The organism is Streptomyces sp. NBC_00289, assembly GCF_041435115.1.
Classification (GTDB): Bacteria; Actinomycetota; Actinomycetes; order Streptomycetales; family Streptomycetaceae; genus Streptomyces.
Map to the genome: position 1 here is coordinate 36,832 of NZ_CP108047.1, position 20,842 is coordinate 57,673.

25 protein-coding genes are annotated in these 20,842 nt (G+C 68.8%); 21 read left to right on the forward strand and 4 right to left on the reverse strand.

Going from position 1 to position 20,842, the window contains the following annotated elements:
- Window positions 1-109 precede the first annotated feature (109 nt).
- Window positions 110-1,429, reverse strand: a complete 1,320-nt coding sequence (locus OG985_RS48945) for a GNAT family N-acetyltransferase (RefSeq protein ID WP_331719050.1) — start codon at window positions 1,427-1,429, stop codon at window positions 110-112.
- A 457-nt stretch (window positions 1,430-1,886) separates the two neighbouring features.
- Here OG985_RS48945 and OG985_RS48950 point away from each other — a divergent pair, with 457 nt between their 5' ends.
- The 21 genes from OG985_RS48950 (at window position 1,887) to OG985_RS49050 (ending at window position 19,198) form a co-directional block, all read left to right on the forward strand.
- Window positions 1,887-2,744 carry a hypothetical protein gene (locus tag OG985_RS48950; RefSeq protein WP_331719051.1) on the forward strand — a complete coding sequence of 286 codons (858 nt, stop codon included), beginning with the start codon at window positions 1,887-1,889 and terminating at the stop codon, window positions 2,742-2,744.
- A gap of 269 nt (window positions 2,745-3,013) precedes the next feature.
- A complete protein-coding gene (locus OG985_RS48955) occupies window positions 3,014-3,388 on the forward strand; it encodes a hypothetical protein (RefSeq protein ID WP_371674746.1) in 375 nt (124 codons plus the stop codon).
- Between the two features lie 43 nt (window positions 3,389-3,431).
- Window positions 3,432-3,572, forward strand: a complete 141-nt coding sequence (locus tag OG985_RS48960) for a hypothetical protein (RefSeq protein WP_331719053.1) — start codon at window positions 3,432-3,434, stop codon at window positions 3,570-3,572.
- Between the two features lie 147 nt (window positions 3,573-3,719).
- Window positions 3,720-4,187: a hypothetical protein gene (locus tag OG985_RS48965; RefSeq protein WP_371674747.1), complete on the forward strand. Its 468-nt coding sequence runs from the start codon at window positions 3,720-3,722 to the stop codon at window positions 4,185-4,187.
- Between the two features lie 186 nt (window positions 4,188-4,373).
- Window positions 4,374-4,544, forward strand: coding sequence for a hypothetical protein (locus tag OG985_RS48970; RefSeq protein WP_331719055.1), 171 nt, complete (start codon window positions 4,374-4,376; stop codon window positions 4,542-4,544).
- A gap of 98 nt (window positions 4,545-4,642) precedes the next feature.
- Window positions 4,643-4,834, forward strand: a complete 192-nt coding sequence (locus OG985_RS48975) for a DUF5999 family protein (RefSeq protein ID WP_331719132.1) — start codon at window positions 4,643-4,645, stop codon at window positions 4,832-4,834.
- 317 nt (window positions 4,835-5,151) lie between these two features.
- On the forward strand, window positions 5,152-5,883 hold the full coding sequence (locus OG985_RS48980; RefSeq protein ID WP_331719056.1) for a hypothetical protein: 732 nt from the start codon (window positions 5,152-5,154) through the stop codon (window positions 5,881-5,883).
- A gap of 156 nt (window positions 5,884-6,039) precedes the next feature.
- Complete coding sequence (locus OG985_RS48985; RefSeq protein ID WP_371674748.1) at window positions 6,040-7,224, forward strand: hypothetical protein; 1,185 nt, start codon at window positions 6,040-6,042, stop codon at window positions 7,222-7,224.
- A gap of 239 nt (window positions 7,225-7,463) precedes the next feature.
- The gene (locus OG985_RS48990; protein ID WP_331719058.1) at window positions 7,464-9,104 is read left to right on the forward strand and encodes an FtsK/SpoIIIE domain-containing protein; all 1,641 of its coding nucleotides are present in this window, start codon (window positions 7,464-7,466) and stop codon (window positions 9,102-9,104) included.
- Between the two features lie 166 nt (window positions 9,105-9,270).
- Window positions 9,271-10,272 (forward strand): bifunctional lytic transglycosylase/C40 family peptidase, encoded by a 1,002-nt coding sequence (locus OG985_RS48995; protein ID WP_331719059.1) that lies wholly within the window; start codon window positions 9,271-9,273, stop codon window positions 10,270-10,272.
- Window positions 10,273-10,275: 3 nt separating this feature from the next.
- A complete protein-coding gene (locus OG985_RS49000; RefSeq protein WP_331719060.1) occupies window positions 10,276-10,548 on the forward strand; it encodes a hypothetical protein in 273 nt (90 codons plus the stop codon).
- A 4-nt stretch (window positions 10,549-10,552) separates the two neighbouring features.
- Window positions 10,553-11,815: a hypothetical protein gene (locus OG985_RS49005; protein WP_331719061.1), complete on the forward strand. Its 1,263-nt coding sequence runs from the start codon at window positions 10,553-10,555 to the stop codon at window positions 11,813-11,815.
- A gap of 103 nt (window positions 11,816-11,918) precedes the next feature.
- Window positions 11,919-12,992 (forward strand): hypothetical protein, encoded by a 1,074-nt coding sequence (locus OG985_RS49010; protein ID WP_331719062.1) that lies wholly within the window; start codon window positions 11,919-11,921, stop codon window positions 12,990-12,992.
- On the forward strand, window positions 12,992-15,190 hold the full coding sequence (locus OG985_RS49015) for a hypothetical protein (RefSeq protein ID WP_331719063.1): 2,199 nt from the start codon (window positions 12,992-12,994) through the stop codon (window positions 15,188-15,190). The genes OG985_RS49010 and OG985_RS49015 overlap by 1 nt, the downstream gene beginning before the upstream one ends.
- A gap of 296 nt (window positions 15,191-15,486) precedes the next feature.
- Window positions 15,487-15,915 (forward strand): RRQRL motif-containing zinc-binding protein, encoded by a 429-nt coding sequence (locus tag OG985_RS49020; RefSeq protein WP_331719133.1) that lies wholly within the window; start codon window positions 15,487-15,489, stop codon window positions 15,913-15,915.
- Window positions 15,916-15,942: 27 nt separating this feature from the next.
- Window positions 15,943-16,455 (forward strand): Pycsar system effector family protein, encoded by a 513-nt coding sequence (locus OG985_RS49025; protein ID WP_331719064.1) that lies wholly within the window; start codon window positions 15,943-15,945, stop codon window positions 16,453-16,455.
- 109 nt (window positions 16,456-16,564) lie between these two features.
- On the forward strand, window positions 16,565-17,095 hold the full coding sequence (locus OG985_RS49030; RefSeq protein ID WP_331719065.1) for a hypothetical protein: 531 nt from the start codon (window positions 16,565-16,567) through the stop codon (window positions 17,093-17,095).
- A 204-nt stretch (window positions 17,096-17,299) separates the two neighbouring features.
- Window positions 17,300-17,977, forward strand: coding sequence for a GGDEF domain-containing protein (locus OG985_RS49035; protein ID WP_331719066.1), 678 nt, complete (start codon window positions 17,300-17,302; stop codon window positions 17,975-17,977).
- Complete coding sequence (locus tag OG985_RS49040; RefSeq protein ID WP_331719067.1) at window positions 17,974-18,288, forward strand: hypothetical protein; 315 nt, start codon at window positions 17,974-17,976, stop codon at window positions 18,286-18,288. Before OG985_RS49035 ends, OG985_RS49040 begins: the two co-directional genes overlap by 4 nt.
- 40 nt (window positions 18,289-18,328) lie before the next feature.
- Entirely contained in the window at window positions 18,329-18,718 is a 390-nt protein-coding gene (locus OG985_RS49045) for a WhiB family transcriptional regulator (RefSeq protein ID WP_331719068.1), read from the forward strand.
- Between the two features lie 120 nt (window positions 18,719-18,838).
- Complete coding sequence (locus OG985_RS49050) at window positions 18,839-19,198, forward strand: hypothetical protein (RefSeq protein ID WP_331719069.1); 360 nt, start codon at window positions 18,839-18,841, stop codon at window positions 19,196-19,198.
- Between the two features lie 206 nt (window positions 19,199-19,404).
- Here OG985_RS49050 and OG985_RS49055 read toward each other — a convergent pair whose 3' ends face one another.
- The 3 genes from OG985_RS49055 to OG985_RS49065 all read right to left on the reverse strand — a co-directional run bounded on the left by OG985_RS49055 (window position 19,405) and on the right by OG985_RS49065 (window position 20,696).
- Window positions 19,405-19,662, reverse strand: a complete 258-nt coding sequence (locus OG985_RS49055) for a hypothetical protein (protein WP_331719070.1) — start codon at window positions 19,660-19,662, stop codon at window positions 19,405-19,407.
- 128 nt (window positions 19,663-19,790) lie between these two features.
- Window positions 19,791-20,054 carry a hypothetical protein gene (locus tag OG985_RS49060; protein ID WP_331719071.1) on the reverse strand — a complete coding sequence of 88 codons (264 nt, stop codon included), beginning with the start codon at window positions 20,052-20,054 and terminating at the stop codon, window positions 19,791-19,793.
- Window positions 20,055-20,696 (reverse strand): hypothetical protein, encoded by a 642-nt coding sequence (locus OG985_RS49065; RefSeq protein ID WP_371674749.1) that lies wholly within the window; start codon window positions 20,694-20,696, stop codon window positions 20,055-20,057. It abuts the gene before it with no gap.
- Window positions 20,697-20,842 lie beyond the last annotated feature (146 nt).

Sequence of the window (20,842 nt, forward strand, 5' to 3'; positions counted from 1 at the left end):
CCTGTGGCTAATGTGGCCAGTCCGCCCGGCCACATGTGAGTTGTGGAACTGGTGGCTCCTCCGGGTTAGAACCGACTCGACGGTTCAAGCCCACGAGGGGGTGTCGTTGCTAGTGCCTATTGTTGGACGGTGCGGTCTCCAGCGTCGGTCCCGTTCCTCGGGCGTAATCGGCTGGGCGCTGGAACAGGGCGCCGCTGCTGCGATCGTCGGCTTCTACGGTTCGAATGTGTGTGAAGCCGCGGTCGGCGTAGTACCGCTGCAATCCCTCGTTGGAACGCCAAGCGTCCAGGCGGAGCAGCTGCTTGCCCTGGCTCAGGGCCTGCCGTCCAGCCCAGTCGAGCATGGCCGATCCAAGGTCCAGGCCCGCGGCGTCACGGCGCACGACCATGCGATGTACGTAGAGTGCGGGTTCGGCGGCCTCGGCAGAGCTCCAGAAGTCGGAATCCGCGTGCTCGTCAATCGTGATGGTCGCTACCGGGGCGCCGTCTGCTTCGATAATCCAGCATTCGCCTGCCTCGATGTTCGCCTTGATGCGGTCCTCGCGCGGTGGGTACTGCCACTGGTCGATGCCGCGCTCGCTCAGCCACGATGCGGCGTGCTCCCACAGGTCGATGACCGTGCGAAGGTCGGCCGAGATTGCCTGACGGACGGTCAGTGCAGCCTCAAGCTGCGGTCGGCTGCGCTCGTAGGTGATTACGTGTCGGTCACCGGGCAGGACGTTGACCACTGCGCGAACGGGTCTTCCGTCCACGGTGTAGCCCGTGCACAGGTGCACCGCGACGGGGGTACCGGGGCCGAGTTGCAGGCGGTCGGCTTCCTCGGGCGTCGGCATGCGGACGTGGAACTCATCGAGCGCGCGGACCTGCTCGTAACCAAGCTCCGACATGACGACATTGGCGCCTCGCGCGATGTCGTCCGGGTTCATGATCTCGCTGCTCTGCACCACGGACAGCGGGAAGTGGCTGTCGTTCGTGTTGTAGGGGATGCCATCGATGAAGCGGACGCGCCGACGGACAACAGCCAGTTCGCCTTCGGGGAGTTGGAGTCGCTCACGGATTTGGCGCGACGGGGTCTCCACCTTCACCTCGATGTGCTGACTGGCCTCCCGACCTTCCTCGGACATCTGGGTGAGGAACTGGTCCATCTCCGGGCTCAGCGGGCGCTTGCGGAATTCAGCCTGTGGCCGGTAAACCATCGGCTTCCGACTGCGAACGAAGTAGCCCCGGGGGCGATCCGCGATGATCAAACCTTCGTTGACCAGGACTTTCAGTCCCTGAACGGCAGTCGAACGAGTAGTGGTCCACTCAGAGGCGATTTCCGCCTCAGTCGGCAGGCGGTCACCTGGAGCCAGGGTCCCATCGGTGATCTGGACGCGGATGTTGTCCGCGATTCGCTGGTAGAGGGCCCGTGCCCTGCCGCTGACTGCCATGGGAGATGTCTACATGTCAGGGAATGACTAGTCAATGTAGCCGAAGGGACTTGACCTCGCGTCGCCCACCGTGCATGCTTCATTGCGGCGGGCATTGAGTAGTCAATGTCATTCTACTAGCTGATGCCCGTCGCTTGACCGCACTACCGAAAAACAGCAGGAGTCCGAAGCCCTAGCCACCTCGGTGGCCGGAGCCTGAGGTGAAAGCCGGTAGGCAACACCTCACATTGCACTTGCACCACCGCAGTTCTGTGGCTCGTCTTTTCGGAGGTGGGCAGGTGGTCGGAGGCGGTAGCACGATCAAACCCCCCGGCCGGCAGGACTGGTTTGCACGACCTCAGCGCTGATGCGCTGTCTGTCTGCCAGGACTCGGGCGTTGGCTCGCGGGCCTGGTGGGCGGAGAGAGCATCCGCCCCGCGAACACCCCCTCTTTCTCTCTTCCTGTAGAGGAGTCGCCATGCCTGAGCTCGCCATGCCCAAGGCCGCTAAGCGCAAGGGCCGCACCCGTACCTCCCGCGTCAGCCCCCTCGACGCGATTGCCCTCTCGACCCTGTCGCCCGGACACATCGACATGCGGACCGTGGAAACGACACAGACCCGCCGCATCTCGTTGGTGTGCCCGGACTGCGACACCTGGGTGGCCGTGACCCCCCACCGCGGCACCTACCTGCTCAAGACGGTCCCGCACCACACCGGCAAGGCCGGCGTCGCCGACGCGATCCGCTGCCGCTCCAGCAACCGCCTCATCGACGTAGACATCACCGACTACGCCTGGCGCCGCCAGTACAAGGACTGGGCGCGCGACGAACGCCTCGCCGTCGACCTCACCCGCTACCGCCGCGCCACCGTCCAGACCCTCAAGGTCGCCCGGCCGCAGGAACGCCCCGCCGACCGGCGAGCCCAGTGGGAACGTGCGATCCCCGCTGCCCGCCAGGCCGACGCCGCCCGCGTTCCTGCCGACGCGATCCCCACGACTCGCGGTGCGGCCGTCGACGGACCCGCCGGCGCCCCGCTGGCCATGAACCCCCAGACCGCCGGGGACCCCCGCTCAGTCCGCGCCTTAGCCACCGGCATCCTTCGCGCCCTGACCGACGCCAACCAGGACCGGTGCGCGAGTGACGCCCTCGCGGAATACCTCACCCGCGCCGCCTACACGCACCTGGCCACGGTCTGGCGCCGCCCCCTGACCCCGGCAGACCAGCCCACGCACACCGTCCTGGTGACTGCGGTCAGGGCCGCGCTGCCCGCCCCGACCCCGGGCGAGACCACCGCCGCGTACACCGCCCGCTGCAAAAGGCCCGCACTCGCCGCCTGACCCGCACAACCACCCACGGCCCGGGCCGTTCTGCTCCCTAGAGATGAGGACGACGTGACCGACCCCGACGCAGAGCGCGGCGGGCAGAACTGACGCAGCCTGCGCTGCCCGCCGCCGACCGACCCGTTCCGCGCGGGCCTGGTCGACGGTGGAGTGCGCAGGACGCACTCCCCGCCGGCTGCGGCGGGGCCACGACGCGACGAACCCCCAGGGATTACGCCCCTGGGGGTTCTTTGTCGCAGGCCACCCTCACGAAAGGTCCGACCTGCATGCCCAGCATCGCACCACTCATCGAGGCTGCCCGCCCCCAGCTCCCCATGCGGCCGACGCCGCACGAGCGGGACGGGCGCCAGCCCGCCCCCTCCACCGGCCGCCCCCACCCCCAGCGGGCGATCGCCGACGAGATCGGGCCCCGGCGTCCGGGCGCGATTTACCAGAACACTGACGGCCGTTTCGAGGTCCTGGCGCTCATCACCGACCCGCGCGAGGCCGCGCAGCTGCTGCGCCGCGACTGCGCGCAGTGGGCGCTCATCGTCCGCGACACCCTGCGCCCCGACGGCCAGCCGTTTGGCGTGGGGACGGTGTGGATGTGCTCGGACTACCTGATCCGCCCCGCCACGCCGGCCTACGCCCCCGCTGCCTGACACCCCTGCACGACAAACCCTTCAACAGAGACAGGGCACGGCCATGGGCGACAACTTCACCACCCGCATGTTCAGGGAGTCCGAAGACGTCTATGCCGCGATCGAGCGCGGCGAGGTGACCGACGTGGAGGCCGCACTGCTGGACGCCCAGGTACGGGCGTCCGTCGCAGACGAAACGGCTTGACGGTCCGCCACGGTCCCTCTCCCACCCCACCAGAGCGTTGGGGGTGGGAGACGGGCCGTGGCTGGCCGTCCGGCCAGTCACACGGCGACAGCCCCGGAACTGTGACCTTCCGGGGCTGTCCGGTCAAAGGAACAGATGGAGGCCCCCTTGACCACGACGATCATGACACGATCCGCGGTCGGTGCGACAGAGACCGCCGCCAACCTCGAGTACGCGTGTGAGCGGTGCGGCACCTGGCATGCCGGTCCTTGCTCGGCCCTCGCGCACCGTCAGCTCGGTGTCCTTGTGGCGCGCATGGTCCGCGAGGCCGACGCCGGCATCCCCGCCGGGCGCCGGGCACGGCGGACCGTGCAGGAGATGGCGCCCGGCTACGAGCGTCAGCCGGTCCTGACCCTGTACCGGCCGGTGATGGCGGACGACGCGTGCCCGCTGTGCGGCCGGTGGTCGTGCACCGGCAGCGACTGCCCGCCTGCGGCTTCTGCTGTTCCGGCGCCGGTGACGGCCGGCGCGGGAGTGCAGTGTGACCGCTGCGGCGGCTGGTTCGGCGCCGCCCCGGCCCAGCCCGGCCCGGTAACGGCCTGGACGTGCGGGGCCTGTCAGAACCTCGGGTCTTGATGCCGCACCTCATACGGGCGGCCCGGGCGGCGCAGCATCAGGCTGCCCGGGCCGCCCGCCTGGTCGGCCCCGCCCATCCGTGGGCCCGGCTACTGCTGGCCACCGCCGCAGTAGCAGCGACCGCGGCCTGGGAGGCCGGCCACCACGTTCACGACCTGCACCCGAGCACGAAAGGCCGGCCACCGCGTGGCTGACGACCTCCACACCCGCTACCTCGCCGCCGACCGCACCTGGCGCGCACACCGAGACGACTGCACCACCTGCACCGACCACACGCACTGCCAGACCGGCACCCCACTGTACGAGGTGTTCGCGCGCCTGCAAGACGCCTACCTCCAGCGCCAGAAGAAGCGCTGACCCCCCCAACAGAAGAGTCAGAGGAGAAGCCCATGGCTTCGAGCACCGTCACCCCCGCGCTCGACACCTCCGGCACGGCGCAGCGTCTGCCGGACTCCCTGTGCCAGCACACCCCACGCTGCCCGGCGGCCGACAGCCCGGACCGCGAGGCCGCACACGTCGTGGCCGCCCAGCCGGAGCAGGGCTGGTCGGTTTTGTGTAACGCCGTCGTCTTGTTCGACGACCGAGGCGAGCTGCTCCCCGACGGACAGGTGATCGCACCGCACCGGCACCTCGCCGTCGTGGCCTGACCTGCCCCCCAAGCCACTGTCCCAGCCTGACACCGCCACCTCTGTCGGCTGCCTGACCCGCCCGGCCCAACCCCCGCGCCCCCATGCGGCGGTCGGTCCGGGCGGTGTCCAGGGGAGCCGCGCAGCCGCGCAGCCACAACCCACCTTCACGGAGGTTTTCCGCCGTGTCCCGTCTCCTGCCGTTACACGCGCCCCTGGACGAATCCGCCCTGCCGCACCAGCGGCCGGCCCCGCTCCCGCAGGCACGTACTGCCCCCCGCCCGGCCCCGGCCGCTGCCATCGAGCAGCCCCCGGCATCCCGTCAAGGAGCCCCCGCCATGCCGTTTGAGAACACCGTCACGATCACCGGCGACGAACACGCTGAGATCTTCAACCGGCTCGCCCCCTACCTGCCGTCCAGCCTGAAGAAGGTCGAACCGAACCCGTCCGGCTGGGGCCTGCGCTTCACCTTCGCGCCCTTCACCGGCCGCGAGGCACGCCCCAGCATTCCCGCCGCCTACTACGACGACCCCCGGCTGCGCTGCGGGGTGAAGACGGAAGATCCGGCAGAGCAGCGTCTGCGCAGGGCCGCCGACACCATCCTCGGCGACATCTACGAGGCGGCGGCCGAAGAGTGGAAGGAAGCGGCCTACGTCGCCGACGTAAAGGCCGTCGTCCAGGACGCGCCGGAGCGGTGGCGGGCCTACGAGCGTGAAGCCAAGGCGCTGGAGTCGGCGTACGCGTACCTGCGTCAGCCCGAGGCGGCCCGGGAATGGCCGGCCGCGGTCTCCCGGCTCATCGACGCCCAGGACCGCACCCGCGCTGCCGCTGACATTTTCGAGGCCAGGGCCCGGGACATCGCCCGGGTCCACGCCCAGCACCTGTACGCCGACCTGGGCCACACCGCCGCCCTGGAAGCGGCCGGTTACCCCGAGGCCGGCAACTGGCACATCGGGGACGCCTTCGGGGGCTCCTACAGCAACTCCCTGACAAAGGATGTCGCCCGCCGCATCCGGGAGCAGGAAGACCACCTGGCGAAGGTCGCCCGCCTGTCCGGCACCACCAGCTGACCGGTCTGGTCCGCCTCGCCTTCAACCAACAGGAGCCCCCGATGCGGTTCGTCTACCTGCTCGGCATGTTCAGCCCGCTCATCGTCGCCCTGGTCGTCCTGCTGGCCCACTGACCGGTCCTTCGTCACCCGCCCACATCAGAAACGGAGAACACGCATGCCCTGGAACATGACCGGCTCCCGCGAGAGCGACGCCGAACCCCGACAGTGGCCGTCCCCGCGCGGGATGGTCCTCACGGTCCTGGGGGTCATCACCCTCGGGGTAGCGATCCTGTCGGTGGCCGTCAGCTACGACATCCTCGAACCCCGCTTCGGCGCCTGGGCGGTGCCCACCGTCGGGGCCCTGGACGCCCTGTGGGTCGTCTTCCAGGCCACCGAGATCCTCGCGGGCAACCACCGCCGCCGCGCGCGGCGGGTGCAGGTGGCCGGCCTCGCCCTCACGGCCGTCAACGCGGCTATCCCGACCCTGCACCTGATCTTCGCGGACTCCAGCCACTTCGACCTGGCGTTCGTCATCACCCCGCTCGCCATCGTCGCGACCAAGGGCGCCTGGTGGCTGGCCATGCCCTCGCTCGGCCGCAAGGTTTCGACCGGCACACGCCAGCGCATCGGGACCAAGCGCCAGACGGTCGCCGACCAGCTGGAGGAAATGGAGGCCGAAGCCGCCCACCGCATCGAGCTGCTGGCCCTGGCCACCACGCTGGAAGAGCAGGTGGCCGAAGCCGAGCAGACCTACCGCCAGTCCAAGCTCAGGATTCAGCAGCAGATGGTCGAAAGCCTCCACCAGCAGGCGGTGGACACCGAGAAGGCGATCGCGGAGAAGGCGCTGCCCGCTTCCGTGGCCGCCATCCAGCTTCCCGAGCTCGGCACATGGACGCCCGCCGCGCTGGCTCTGCCCGGCACACCCCTCGGCACGGTGACCAGCCCGGAACTCACCGGCCGGGACACCGACGGCACGCAGGTCAGGGCGCTGCTGGAGGGAACCGGCACGCCCGGCGGCACACCGGACGGGACGCCTGACGAGGACCCGGCACACGCAGCGGCACACGCTGCCATCGCCGAACTCGCCGCCGTCGCAGGCGTGCCGGCCCCACAGCCGGGCGGGACGGTGAGTGACGAGCAGATGGACGTTGTCCTGCGGCACCTGCGCTACAGCGAAGCCCCGCCGGACTCCTACCGGTCGGCCCGCGACGCCTACCGCGCGCTCGGCTTCGTCGGAAGTGAGGAGCGCATCCGCATCTCCTGGAACGCGCTCATCGCCAAGGAGCACGGCGCCCGCCAGAGCGATGACGCCGACATGCCCGAGGACACCGAGACCGAGCCCGAAGACACCAACGCATAGCCGCCCATGACCGTCCGGCACCACCAGTGAGGGCCAGCCCGCACCCTGCGGGCTGGCCCTTGCTGCGACTGCCGGAAGCACGCACCACCGCAGTCGACCTGGTGCAGACCCGGCGAGTGACCCGGCGAGTGGACCGAGCGTCCGCAGACCCGGCAAGCAGACCCGGCGAGCACCCGACCACCCCGCAGAAGCCGAACACGCGGCGGGGCGCCCGTGTTCACGACCACCACGGAGAGCATGTGGGAAGGAAGAAACAGCAGGCCAGCGCCATGGCCGCTGACGATGGGTACGGGCAGGCGGCCGGCGCGATCGGCACCCTCGCGATCGCGTTCGGCATCCTCGCCGCCATCAAGGACAAGCTCGGTCTGTCCTGGCCGGCCACCGTCCTGCTCACCGCCGGCGCGCTGGTCGCGCTCGGCTACACCGCCTGGCGGACCAAGGCCCTCTTCAAGGCGATGTGGGCGAAAGAGAAGGAGCCCGCGGCAGCTCTGAAGCAGGAATCGTCATCGTCCACGGCATCGGCCGGTGAGGCTGAGGCGGCCGTGGAAAACGTCCCGGTACATCCGGAGTTGACGGCTGCGCTGACCACGGCTGGTGCGATCGGCCGGGACCAGGTCATCCGGCAGGACGAAGCCACCGTCACCGACGTCCAGACCGGCAGCCTCTACGACTTCCTCGTGCCCAAGGGGCGTACCTATGAGGACGTCGAGAAGAAGTTGGGCACGGTGGCCGGCATGTTCGGCGTGACCCGCCTGCATCTGAAAATGGAGCGCAGCCGGGACAACGAACGGCGCGTCAAGCTCCTCAAGCTGCACGAACCGCCGTTCACCCACCCGTTCCCTGCCCCGACCCGGCAGGAGATCGCGACGTTCGCGGGGGTGCCGCTCGGGCATGACGTCACCGGCCAGCTGGCCGGTGTGCCCACGTTCGACAAGGCGTCCATGCTGGTCGCCGGCATGACCCAGATGGGCAAGACCACCCTGATCAACGGGCTCATCACCTGCCTGCTGATCGCCTACGGCGACTTCGAACTGTATCTGCTGGACGGAAAGTTCTGCGGACTGACCCGGTTCGAAAAGGCCGCCTTCCGCTACGAGTCGTCCGACGATCCGGCCGTCTACGAGGACATGGTCGATGAGCTGAACGGCCGCTCGGACAGGCGTTATGCGGAAATCAAGGAAGCCGTCCAGGACCGGAAGCCGTTGCCGAAGTTCAAGCCGGTCATCTTCATCGTGGATGAGGCAGCCGACTTCTTCGCCAGCGACGAATCCAAGGAGGGAAAGGAAGACGCCCGGCGGATCGCGGAAAAGACCCGCTCGTTGGTCGCAAAATCACTGGAATCGGGTATCTCCACGATCCTCATGACCCAGCGTCCGTCCACGAACGCCATTCCAGTCATGGTCCGCGATCAATTCCTCTACCGGCTGTGCCTGTACGTGGCATCGTCCGGAACGGCCAAAGTCGCCCTCGGAGACACCTACTTCGAAACGGTCGCGCCGATCAACCCGGCACTCCTGGACCCGGACATCAAGGGCCAGGCCGTCCTGTTCACCCAGGGACGCTCCACACTGCTCCGCGGATTCAACTTCGAGGATCAGTTCATCTGGGACGTGGTCGATGAAGTGATCGACAGGCAGAAACAGGCGATCGAAGCCAACCCGGAATCTCCACTCACCAAGGCAATCGCCTTGCTGCGGAGCAACGAGGCAGATTTCATGCCCACGGCAGAACTGGCGCCCGCACTCGGAATCCACGAGGACGACGCCACCGAACGCGGAAAGCAACTGAGCAATTTGCTCGGTGTTTCCGCCAGCCGCACAGGAAAGGGCCGCGGCTACCTGCTGGCCGACCTCATCAAGGCCGCCAAATCCGGCTCGTGACCGTCACGAGGCACCGACAGACCACCGTCACAGGACCGTCATCCACCGTCATGGCACCGGCATGCCGCCTCGCGCATGCCGGTGCCATGACGGTCCCCCGGCGGTCCTCCATGACGGTCTTGACCAGTGCAAATGATCAAAAACGTCAGGAAGGAGGGAAACCGCGTTGCGAGCCTCTGTAGCCACCACGATCGGCATCGGGGCAACCGTGGCCGTCGTCGCGGCCGCGCTCGTCCAGGCCGCCGGCGACGACCCCGTCATGGGAGCCGCTCTCAGCCTGTCCATCCCCGCCCAATACCGGTCCCTCGTGCAGGACGCAGGAAATACCTGCCCCGAAGTCACACCCAACCTGCTCGGCGCCCTGCTCACACAGGAAAGCGGCTTCAACCCGAAAGCCAGCTCGCCTGTGGGTGCCGAGGGCGTCGCGCAGTTCATGCCGTCCACGTGGGAAACCCACGGCATCGACGGAAACGGCGACGGTAAACGCGACGTGTGGGATCCCGCAGACGCGATCCCCTCCGCCGCGAAATATCTGTGCGACATCGCCAAAGACGTCGAAGGCGTTCCCGGCAATGCGCAAAGCAACATGCTCGCCGCCTACAACGCCGGATCCGGCGCCGTCAAAAAATATGGCGGTGTGCCTCCCTACAAAGAGACACAGAACTACGTCCGATCGATCTCCGCACTCGCCAGCAAACCCGCAGGCGGTGGCGCAGCGACCGCGACCACAAAACAGGCCGCCGCTGCCATCAGCGCGGCCAGCGGAATGCTCGGCACACCGTATTCATGGGGTGGCGGCAGTCCAAGCGGCCCCAGCACGGGAATCTGCTGCTCCCCCAACGGGCACTCCGGAAAAACTATTGCCGGGTTCGACTGCTCCGGGCTCACGCTCTACGCCTACGCGAAAGCAGGCATCAGCCTGCCCCGCACGGCAGCCCAGCAGTACGCCGCATCCGAACCCGTCAAGCCGGGAGATGTACGCCCCGGCGATCTCGTCTTCTACGGCACAAGCGCCACCAGCATTCACCACGTCGGAATTGCCATCGGGGGCGGCTGGATTATCGACGCCCCCCGGCCCGGCACATCCGTCCGCATCGACCCCATGGACACGATGACCGACCTGTTCGCCGTCGCCCGCCCCGTTCCCTCCCAGAACAAGGAGATCTGACCCATGCTCAAGACCATCCTCGCCAAGCCCGTCGACATGTCCGTCGGCTTCAAGGACTTCTTCGACACCATCGGCCTCACCGGTGGGGGCCTGGTCACCAAGGGCATCGCCGCCGTCATCGCCGTGATCGCCCTCCGCATGCTGCTCCAGCTGTCCAACGACCCCAAGGGCGCCCTCCGTAAGGGCTCAATGGCCATCGGCACTCTGTTTGTCGCCGTGGTCCTGGCGCTGTACGGCGACACCCTGTTCTCCACCGTCACCAATGCCAAGGGCTGACGGCATGGCAGACAAGGACGACCCCTGCGACCTCCTCAAAGGCACGCCGGGCTACGACTACTGCGCGAAAGGCCAGGACTCGGGCGGCTCCCTCAGCCCCGGCAAAGGCGGAGGCGGCATCACGGACGGCGCCACCAGCACCGTCCGAGACCTCGCCGACAGCCTGATCAGAAAGATCGGGGGCTTAATTGCGCCGGAGCACGGATGGGCTCCAGAAAAGGCGGACAGCGGGCTGTACCGGGAGTTTCTGTGGCTCGGTCAGCATCTGGCGGTCGCGATCTTCGTGTGTGTGGTCGTTGTGTGCGCCCTGACCGCTTGGCAGGGCGTACCCCGGCTGCGGCAGATGGGCGCGTCGACCGGGTGGACCCTGGCGGCCGTCGCCGGCATGGCGTCGATCCCCGGGGCGGTGATGCTGTTGAACCGGGCGGTGAGTGCGGCGTTCACGGCCATGTTCAGCAGTGACGAGTCAACGCTGTTCTCCGTGATCAGCAACGACATGGATCACGGAGCGGACGCGGGGAACCCGCTCGCGGTCTTGATCATTCTCGCTGCTCTGGTCGTGGCCATGGCCTTTGCCGCGCTGGTGTTCATGACCCGCCAGCTCGGCATCCTGATGTTCGTGTGCATGGCGCCCTTGGTGCTCGCGTCGCTGGCACGAGGGGGCGACACGTCCGCGGTCAAGACGTGGGCGATGCGGTTGCTGGGGCTGATGTTCGCTCCGTTCGCGCTGCTGTTGCTTTCCCCGTTCGTTGAGCTGGCCAAGGGCTCGCTCGTGGTGGATGCCGTGCTCCTGGTCGCCGCGGACGCTCTGATGCTGCGGATGATCTTCCATGGGATTCCGTACTTCGGGCCCAAGGTGGCTCGGGGTGCCCGGGCCTTGGTGGAGCGCCGCACGGACAACCGGCTTGCCAGGGCGGTTGTGCGGGCCGGCGCACCCGACATGTACGAGAGGGAGAACGTCCCGCGGGCTCCCCGCATCGTGGACACTCCGGGCCGCGCGATGTCGCAGGATCGCGGGGTTCTGTTCGCCGCCTACGGCGTCAGGCCCAAGGAGCGGCCAGGCCGGCTGACCACCACATCGGATGTCGCGAAGAAGACGCGGGAAGCGAGCGAAAGCGCGGCCCGTCGTGCGCAACTCCATGAGGTGCGGCAGCGGTACCAGCCCGCGACGGCCCGTGCGGGCGCGCCGCCGGCTACTCCGCCGGTCACCACGCCGGGTCCCGCCCCGGCCGCGGGTCCGGCACCCACCCGGCCGACCACCCCGTAACGAGTCGCCCGTCCCTGCCCCGGCGCCCGCTCTCCCGCCCACTGGCGGTGAGAGCGGGCGCCGGGGCCTTTCACGACCCCAGATCATGAGGAGGTTCCATCCCGTGTACTCCCTGACACCCGGTTACCGCATCCCTGCCCTGCAGCGCGGACTGAGCCCTGTTGAATCCCTGCTCACGAAGGCGAACGCGGGTGTCGGGAGCGCCGTGCTGATGTCGGCGATGCTCACCCCGCCACCGGTGTGGACGTTCGGCGTGGTCGGCGTGGCCGCGACGCTGCTCAACGTCGCGCCGGGACCGCGTTCGGTCGGCCGGTGGGCGACGGTCGGCTATCGGCACCTGCGTGAGCGCACCGTGCCCCCCTCCATGACCGGGCAGCCCGGGGCGACGGCGACATGGACGCTCTACCCGGGTCACGGCACCATGCAGGACGACGCGCGCCGGGCCGCGTTTCATGACGCGTTCTCCCGCGCGCTCACGTTCGCCGGCGGACAGGCCCGCGCCGCAGGCATCCAGGTCCACGTCACCCACCACGCCGCCGTCGGCGACTGCACCGACCACACCCAGACGGTGTCCGTCCACGTCCCCAAGGGGCTGGTCGGCCAGCCCGACCGGATCCTCGCCACGCTGGAGGGCGAGTTCGCCCGGCTGGGTGCTCTCACGCCGGTGGACCCGGAGCCGATCCTCGCCGTCACCGACCGCGGCGCCGGCTGGGTCGGCCTGGACGACGGACGGTACGCGGCCACCGCCCGGATCACCGCCTGGCCCGATGAGACCGGCGGTGATCTCATGCAGCAGCTACTTCTTGGCCAGGACAGCGACCGGTCGATGTCAGTGCTGTACCGGCCGCTGACCGCCGCTCAGTCCCGCAGGTCCACGAAGTTGAAGGACGCCGCGGCCGGCGCCTTCACCACCGACAAGATCAAGGCGGAGGCGCACGAGATCGCCAGCGGCACCACCAAGGAAGCTCTCGTACGGGGCGACTCCCTGGTGGACATCGACGCCTACCTGACCGTGTGGGGCGACAGCCCCGAGGCCGTCACCGACGCCCGCTGGCAGGCATCCCTGGCCGCTGACCGGCACCGCATCCGTCTCGACTGGCTGCCCGGCCAGCAGCACCGCGCCCACGTGATGACCACCCCGCACGGAGCCTCCACCCGGAAAGGGGCGATCCTCTGATGATCCGCCTGCCCTCCACCCACGCCGCGATCACGGCGCCCCTGGTCGCCTCCAGCGCACGCTTTCCCGGCGTCCCCATCGGCCGGTCCCTGCTCGACGGCCGGCCGTTTCACCTCTCCCCCGTCCAGACCGACGCTGCCGTGCTGCCATCAACCAACAGCCTCGCGTTGGGAGGGCTCGGCTCGGGCAAGTCCACAACGGACAAGGTCTGGCTCCGCCGCGAGATCATCGAGAACGGCCACCAGGCCGTCGTCATCGACAGCTTCGGCGAGGACGGATCGGGGGAGTGGGCGCGCCTGACCCACTCTCTCAAGGGCCGCGTGATCGAGGCCGGGAGTTTCACGCTGAACCCGTGCAGCCCTCTGTTCCCGCGTGAGGTCAGCGAGCATCTCATCCGCTCGCTGATCACGGCTGTCGAGCCGAGCGCCCTCCCCCCCGAGGCGGCGCACGCTCTCCAGCACGCCCTGAACCACCCCAAGGCCACCTCACTGAATGGCCTGATGGAAGCCCTAGTCCAGCCTGAAGACGGCAGGTGGCCGGCAGCCAGACTGAGCGAGTGGGGGGTGGGCGCCGCCGTCGCGCTGTCCCGTTACACCGATGGCAGCCTGCGCGGGCTGTTCGACGGCCAGGACGCCGGCCTGCCTCCGACGGACCTGCCGATCATTTCCTTTGATTTCTCCCGCCTGGACCGCAACAGCCCGGCCATTCCCTCACTGATGGCCGCGGTGTCGTGCTGGCTGGAGCACGTGTGGCTGCCTCAGTCGACCGCAGTGCACCGCCACCTGGTCCTTGAGGAGGCGTGGCAGATCCTGGTGTCCTCCGACACAGCCGAGCTGATCCAGCGCCTGGTGAAGAACTCCCGCAAGGCCGCGCTGTCATTGAACGTGGTGATGCACACGCTGTCCGACCTCGGCACCGGTAAGGCCCAAGACCTCGCCCGGCTGTGCGAGGTCGCCCACGTCGGGCGCCTGGGACCGGAGGAAGCGGCCATCGTCGGTGCGCTGCTCGGCCTGCCCGCCTGGGCCATCGACAAGATCCCGACCCTGGACCCGGGCCAGGCGGTGTGGAAGGTCGGCCCCGACTACGTCGATGTCATCCAGACCGTCCTGAGCGAGGAAGAGGCCATACTGACCGACACCTCATCGCGGCGCCGCATGGCGCAGCAGGTTCTGGCGCGCGATGACCTGGCGGCCGACCAGGACACCGCTGCGGCGCAGACGGAGCTGGAACCCGGCGCGGACGGTGACGAATACCAGAGCGAAGGTCTGCCGCAGCCAGTCGAGCCGCACATCGGCGACGCTGCTGCAGACGACGTTGTTGGGGAGGGCGATTGGGACTGGGATCTGCCTCCGAACGTCATCGACTCCAGCGAATTTGACCTGGCCCGGCATGAGCGGGTCCTGCAGCCTGCGCTGGAGGGCCGGTTCGATGAAGCTGCTCAGCTGGCAGCCGTGTGCGAGCGGGAGGACATCAACGCCCACGGCCTCAACTCCACTCAGGCTCTTGCCTGGTTGGAGACCCGAGCGCAGGTGGCAGAACTGCGCGGGGAGCCCGGACAGGCCGTGCAGCTGCGCGCTACCGTCGCCCGTATGGGCAACGACGCCGAATGGTTCGAGAAGAGCGGCGACCGGACGTCTCCGGCATGGCACAGCGTTCCCCAGCCGCCCACACCCGCACCGGCACTCGGCGGCGAGCAGACGGAACGGTCGCGCCGGCGCACTTGGCCTTACGCCGCCGTCATCGCAACCCTGGCCCTCGCTGGCACGGGCGTATGGCAGCACGCCCAGAATGAACAGCACACCCAGGAACGGCAGGAGAAAGCGGCCGCCTACAAGGGCAGGTCCGGGGCGGCGCTCACCATCGACGGCGTCAAGGCCGAGATTGTGGCGCACTGGAGCACTGACAGGGATCGCGTGATCCTGGAGCTGAGTTCGTATTTCGATCGGAACGCTCGGTATCTGCGCCTTGATGCGTCCGACAAGACTGCCAGCAGTGTCCGGGAGAACGGATGGTTCCCTAAGGACCCCGAGATCGAGCTGCCGGTGGAGGATCCTCTGGCCGATGTGACGGTTCGGATAGCGGTCGGCGGACGAACCTGGAAGGAAGGCACTCGGGGAACTTCCCGGTCGATCCGCCTGTCCCCGACCGGGATTGCGTACGACGCAGAGACTGGAGAGAGCCTCCCTTCCGATCTTTGACGCACGCTCTTCTCCCGCTGATGGCTCGCACCCAAGGTGCGGGCCATCAGCGTTTGCGCCTCCAAGCAGGCCAGCGCCGCCTTCGGGCGCTCTGGCTGCTTCAACTGCCGCTCATCACGCCCCGCCGGAATGCCACATCGCCGGCGGGGCGCCCTCATCTGTGCCCAGACCTTGCTGGAGGAATCGCTCGTGCTCACCCCCCGACCCCGCCGCCGGATCGGCCGGCCCCGCCCGCAGCGTCCCGGCCCCCGCTACCCGCACCGCCCCGGCCGGCTCCCTGGCACTTGGAGCAGGTGATGGCCGACCAGACCGAGGACCTGGTCGACGTCGACCCGTACGACCCCGGCGACGGCTCCCTACCGGTCTTCCGGTGGAGGCAGGCCGGGCACGCGAACCTCGCGACCCGCCGCCAGCTGCGGGAGATGGGACTGCGCCCCGGCGGCCAGGAGCCGATCGCGCGGATCGAATGCCGCGGCGGGAAGCGCTTCGCGTGGTTGTACCGGATCGACCTGGCGAAGCCGGTACGGCCGATGACGCTGGCCAAGGAAGCCGCGCTCGATCGCGCGATGGCAGCGAGGCAGACCTGTCCCCGGTGCCGCCGACGTTTTGACGCGTGCTTGCCCTTGCGCACCCTCGGCATGTGCCTGGAATGCCACGACGGAACCCCCGCCACCCCTGGGACCTACACCCTCCCCCCTGACACCACCCATCACCTCGCCGCCTGAGCAAGCCGGCCGAAGGAGTACTCACCCATGACTCTTGCCTGGTCCTCCCGCACCCCAGCCACGCCCACCGCCACGGCGGTCCCCAGCACCGCAGCCGTCGACGCGGACCGGAACCTGGACGCCGCATGCGCCACGGTGGCGGGCGAGATCGCCCGAACCGACGGCAAGGCATCCCTGCTGCTGGCCTTCAACGGCGCCGTCTTGGCCGGCCTCGCGTCCGTCGCCGACGCGGACCTGCCGCTGCTCACCCGGGCTTTAGGTGAGGCCGCTGTCCTGGCTCTGGCCGCGGCCGCTGTGCTGCTGCTCCTGGTGGTGCGGCCCCGCCTGGGCGGCGATGACCGCGCGTCTTTTCCGTACTGGGCCGGCCTGTACGACGACCACGAGATCGTCGCCTGCATGCAGGGCGACAGTCGGGCCGCCCGTATCCGGGTGTTGTCGCGGATCGCGGTCGGCAAGTACCGGCAGTTGCGGCGTGCGGTCGACCTGAGTCTCGCCGCCCTGGCCCTGCTCCTGCTGGCCGGCGCCAGTGCCCTGGTCTGAGGGTCCTCCGTCCCGCCCCGCTCTCTCCAGTGCTGTCACTGGTGTGGGCGGGGCCGGGTGGTGGACCGGACAGCCCGGCCCGGCACCACGAACTGACTGGGAGAACCGCATGACCGAGACCCTGCACAGCCCGGCCCGCGCGTTCGGCGCGGACTCCCCGCTCGCCTATCTGCTGGACCTCGCCGACCAGGCGAGCGGCGCCCCCTCCGACCAGGAGCAGCGCGACGACGCCGAGACCGCCGCGGCGCATCACGTCTACCAGGCCTACGCCTACTCCCTCGCCGGGGCTGTCGATGCGGTGGCGTGGCAGGGATATCCGGCTGTCCGTGAGGCCGGCGGCCGGCGGTGGGAGGCGTCGGCGGTGGCGTGGCTGGATGGCGGACTGTGGCTGCACCACACCCTGCGCGTCACCGAGGCCGACGGTGCGAGCGACGTCCTCACGCTGATCGTGCCGTGCACGTGCGGCTGCGGTTACGTCGACATCGGCCTCGACTCCGAGGACGTCCTCATCGACATCCTGACGGAGTTGCGGCCCACCGTCGGCCGCTCGCCGCACGACGACCGGGACCCGCTCGACTGCGCCAGCGTGAAAACGGTCCCCTACATCGGCCACATCGGCTCGCCCGGCTCCTGGCGGTAGTGGGACCCGGGACGGCCGCAGCATCGGCAAGGCGACCGCCCCGGGCGCTTTCATCTCCGTCACAGGATGCAAGCCCCTCCAGCATGCCTGACCTGCGCTCACGCCGGAACCGAATGATCAAAGCGAAAGGCGCACCCCTGGCCTGCAAGCACCGGGTGCGCCTTTCTCATACCCCCGCCCCGAAGGGCGAGAACAGGAGCCATCATGCCCGCCCCCACCGCATTACGTCAGCCGTCCCGCACACTCGTCATCGCCGCGGCCGCCGTACCGCTCGCCCTTGCCGCCCTCGCCGACGACGTCCGCGTGCGCCGTCAGCTGGACGCTGCCCGGAAGGATCCGCTGTCCGGCCTGCCGGGCCGGCCCGATCTCCTGGCCTTCACCGAACGCCTCCTGGACACCGAACGCCGGGACGCCGCGCACGTCCTGGTGCTCGACGCCGTCGGCTTCAAGACGGTCAACGACACCTTCGGGCACGCCGCCGGCGACGCCGTCATCCGCCATATAGGCCAGCGCCTGGCCCGCTGGACGTCGGGCCGCCAGGCGATCGCGGCCCGGCTGGGCGGGGACGAATTCGCCGTCACCGCGGTCCTGCCGAACGCGTCCGCGCTCGCAGACATCACCGCGCTGCGCGAGCAGCTGCAGCAACCCCTCACCCACGACGGGCGCACCCTGCACGTGGGCATGTCGGTCGGGATCGCCCGCGTCGCGGATCTGCCCGGCGAGGACGCGAGCCGCATTGTGCGCGGCGCCGACACGGCCATGTACAAGGTCAAGACGGGGGCGCAGACCTTCCCCTATCTGGCGACCCGCGAGGACGCCTACGCCGACACGGTCAACGGCCGCCGCACCGGCCGCACCGGCACCCACCTGCCCGTCGCATGAGCGCGCAGCCCGCACCGGAGCCGACGCCACGCGATGGCCGTCGCCGGAAGCCGCTGTTCGAACCCGGCCTCATCCCGGCCCCGGGCGCCCTTCTGGACTGGCTTGACAGCAGGCACTTCGACCGCTGGCAGGACCTGCCGTGCGTGCTGTGCACGCAGCCGACACCGATGCGCTCCCACCACGGCGAACCCGTGCACAAGACGTGCGCCGAGGACTGGCTCAGCGCGCATCCCAGTGAGGCCCGCCTTGGACGGTTCGCCTCCGACGTCCAGCCCAAGCGCCGGCGCGACGACACCTCCGCCCACGCCTGACCCCACCCCCAACTGACTGTTCCGCATGGAGGACTCACTCATGAACCGGCCCCCGGCTGTCTACCAGGACGCCGACAAGATCCCCTTCCCTGTCTTCTCCTCCCCGACCGCATGCCGGCGCAGCCCTCACCTGTTCTCCCACGACCGGCTCACCACGCCGACAGCCCAGGCCGACACCGAGCAGGCCAAGCGACTGTGCGCCGGCTGCCCGATCGCGGCGAGCTGCCTGAAATGGGCGCTGGCCCACCCGTCCGAGACCCGTGTCGGGGTATGGGCGGGCACCACCACCCGCCAGCGCGCCCACCTCCGCCGGCGGCTGGCAGGCCGCCTCGGCACCCGCTGGGTCAGCGTGATCGCCCACCGCGACCAGCGCCGGCAGCCCCACGCCACCCGCGTCGCCCGTTCCACCCAGGCGAAGTCCGCCGCATGAGCTCCTTCAGCGCGACACCGGGCCAGCCCGACTGCCACGAAACCGTCTGACGACCACGGGGACGGCCAGCCTTGCCTCTGGCCGCCCCTGAGCATTGCCACCCCATACGAAAGGGCCCTCATGAACTCCCGCATCCCCTCCCGCCCACCGATCGTCGTGCTGTGCGGGTCGACCAGGTACTGGGAGCAGCTCGCCGAAGCCAATCTGTACGAGACCGCAGCCGGCCGCATCGTCCTGGCGCCCGGCTGCAACATGAAGCAGCTACACCCACTGTGGGCCACTGCCGCCCAGGCCGACCGCCTCAAGCAAATCCTGGACGACCTGCACCTGCGGAAGATCGACCTCGCCGACGAAGTCCTGGTGGTCAACCCAGACGGCTACATCGGCGACAGCACCCGCCGCGAGATCGACTACGCCCGTAACCTCGGCAAGCCCATCCGCTACACCCACTCCGCAACCGAAACAGCGCCCCGGCGGTGAGCGGCATGACCGGCCCCGCCGGGTGAGCCCCGGCGTGGGCGGCCTGACCACATGGCAGCACCACTGAGGCCCGTGCCCTGCGAACGTCGCAGGGTACGGGCCTCTTTTGCGTTACAGCCCTTCGCCGACCGGACCTGGTCCGGCGACGAGGGACCTTTGCTGATCACACACAGCCCGTTTGTTGTCCGCGGACAACAAACGGCGTACTACCCGAGCAGAGTGGTCACGAAGTGGGTGACCGTCTCACTGGCATTCACGAGAGCAGGGATGCCCTCTTCCATGGCGTAGTGGACGCTCAGGTCAACGGCCTCCCACAGGGCCGCACCTGCGAAGGCGTAGAAGGTGGCACCTGTCGGGGCTACCGGGTCGGGCAGCCAGTGCCGCGGGGGGTGATAGTCGATGGGCTGGGATTTCTTGGCCGCTGACCTGCTCGCGCGGGCCTTCCGTGTGATTAGCTGGAACACGGCATGTCCTCTGCTCTGCTGTGGTGGATGCTGCCGGAACGGGCCCTTCCGCCGGGGTATTCGACGCCTACCGGTGTGGGGCCCGTTGCTATTCAACTCCTAGCGCCTCAGGCGCTTGTGCCACGGGATCAGTCGGTTGTACGGAGCAGGGTGCGCAGCCATGCAGTGACAGCGCCTGGTACCGCGCCGGTCAGCGCCAGAAGCACAGATCCGGCTTCTGGGTGCAGAACATCGGTTGTGAGAAGCAGGCCAATGCATCCGATCACCGCCGTCACGGTAAGAGACGTCCAGGTGAGCACGACGGTGTACCTGGCGTCCCGGCGGCGCTGATGTTGCATTATCAGCTGGGCCCGCTTCCTGATCCGGTCGTGCGGGATCGCTTCGACTTCCATTCAGAAATCCCCTCCCTTCTGCATATAGCTGTCGAACAGGGCTTGGGCGGCCTCCGATGAGGCACCCACCGTCCGGTCGATCCTCTGCTCGATGCGAGAGGTCATCGGTCCGACGGAGTTCTTGTTGACGTCCATGCGCTTGGAGGTCTCGTGTACGGTCCAGCCGAAGACGCGGCGGGCTTCGTAGACGTGAAGGGCTTCGTTGACGCGAAGGGTGCCTTCACGGAGGGCCTTGGCCTGGCCCGCTTTGTCGATAGCCGCGATGGCCCTCAGCGCGGCTAGCGCTTCCGGCCCGGCCACGTCGCCGAAGAGCCTGACGTAGTCGGCCGTGGACCAGGAGGCTGGCTCCCACCGGCTCGGCACCCTGCGCAGAGCGTGCACCGAGAAGACTTCCACGAGGCGGAAGAGATGCCCGCGAGGATCGTTCTCGTACCGCATCCAGCCGGCCCGGATGCGAGAGAAGGACCGCTCGGCGATGTCGAAGATGTCTGCCCGCGGGTCCGAGCAGAGAGTGAAGGCGCACCGTAACGCCTCGCCGTAGTGCGCGGTCTCCAGCTCTTCCTGAGCTGCTTCAATCTCGGGCGTCAGATCGTATTCAGGAAGCCTTGGCTTCCATTCCCTCAGGTTCCGCCCCAGCCGCACCCTGTCCTCCTTGTCCGGTCTCCCACCCTCACGGTCGCAGAGTGACGTACATCCGTTGTGCGCCAAGTCCGGTGCGGGCAGGGGGAGGCGGGGTTCGAGGCCTGCATGAAGTTCGTTGTCCGCGGACAACGAACTTCACTATCGGC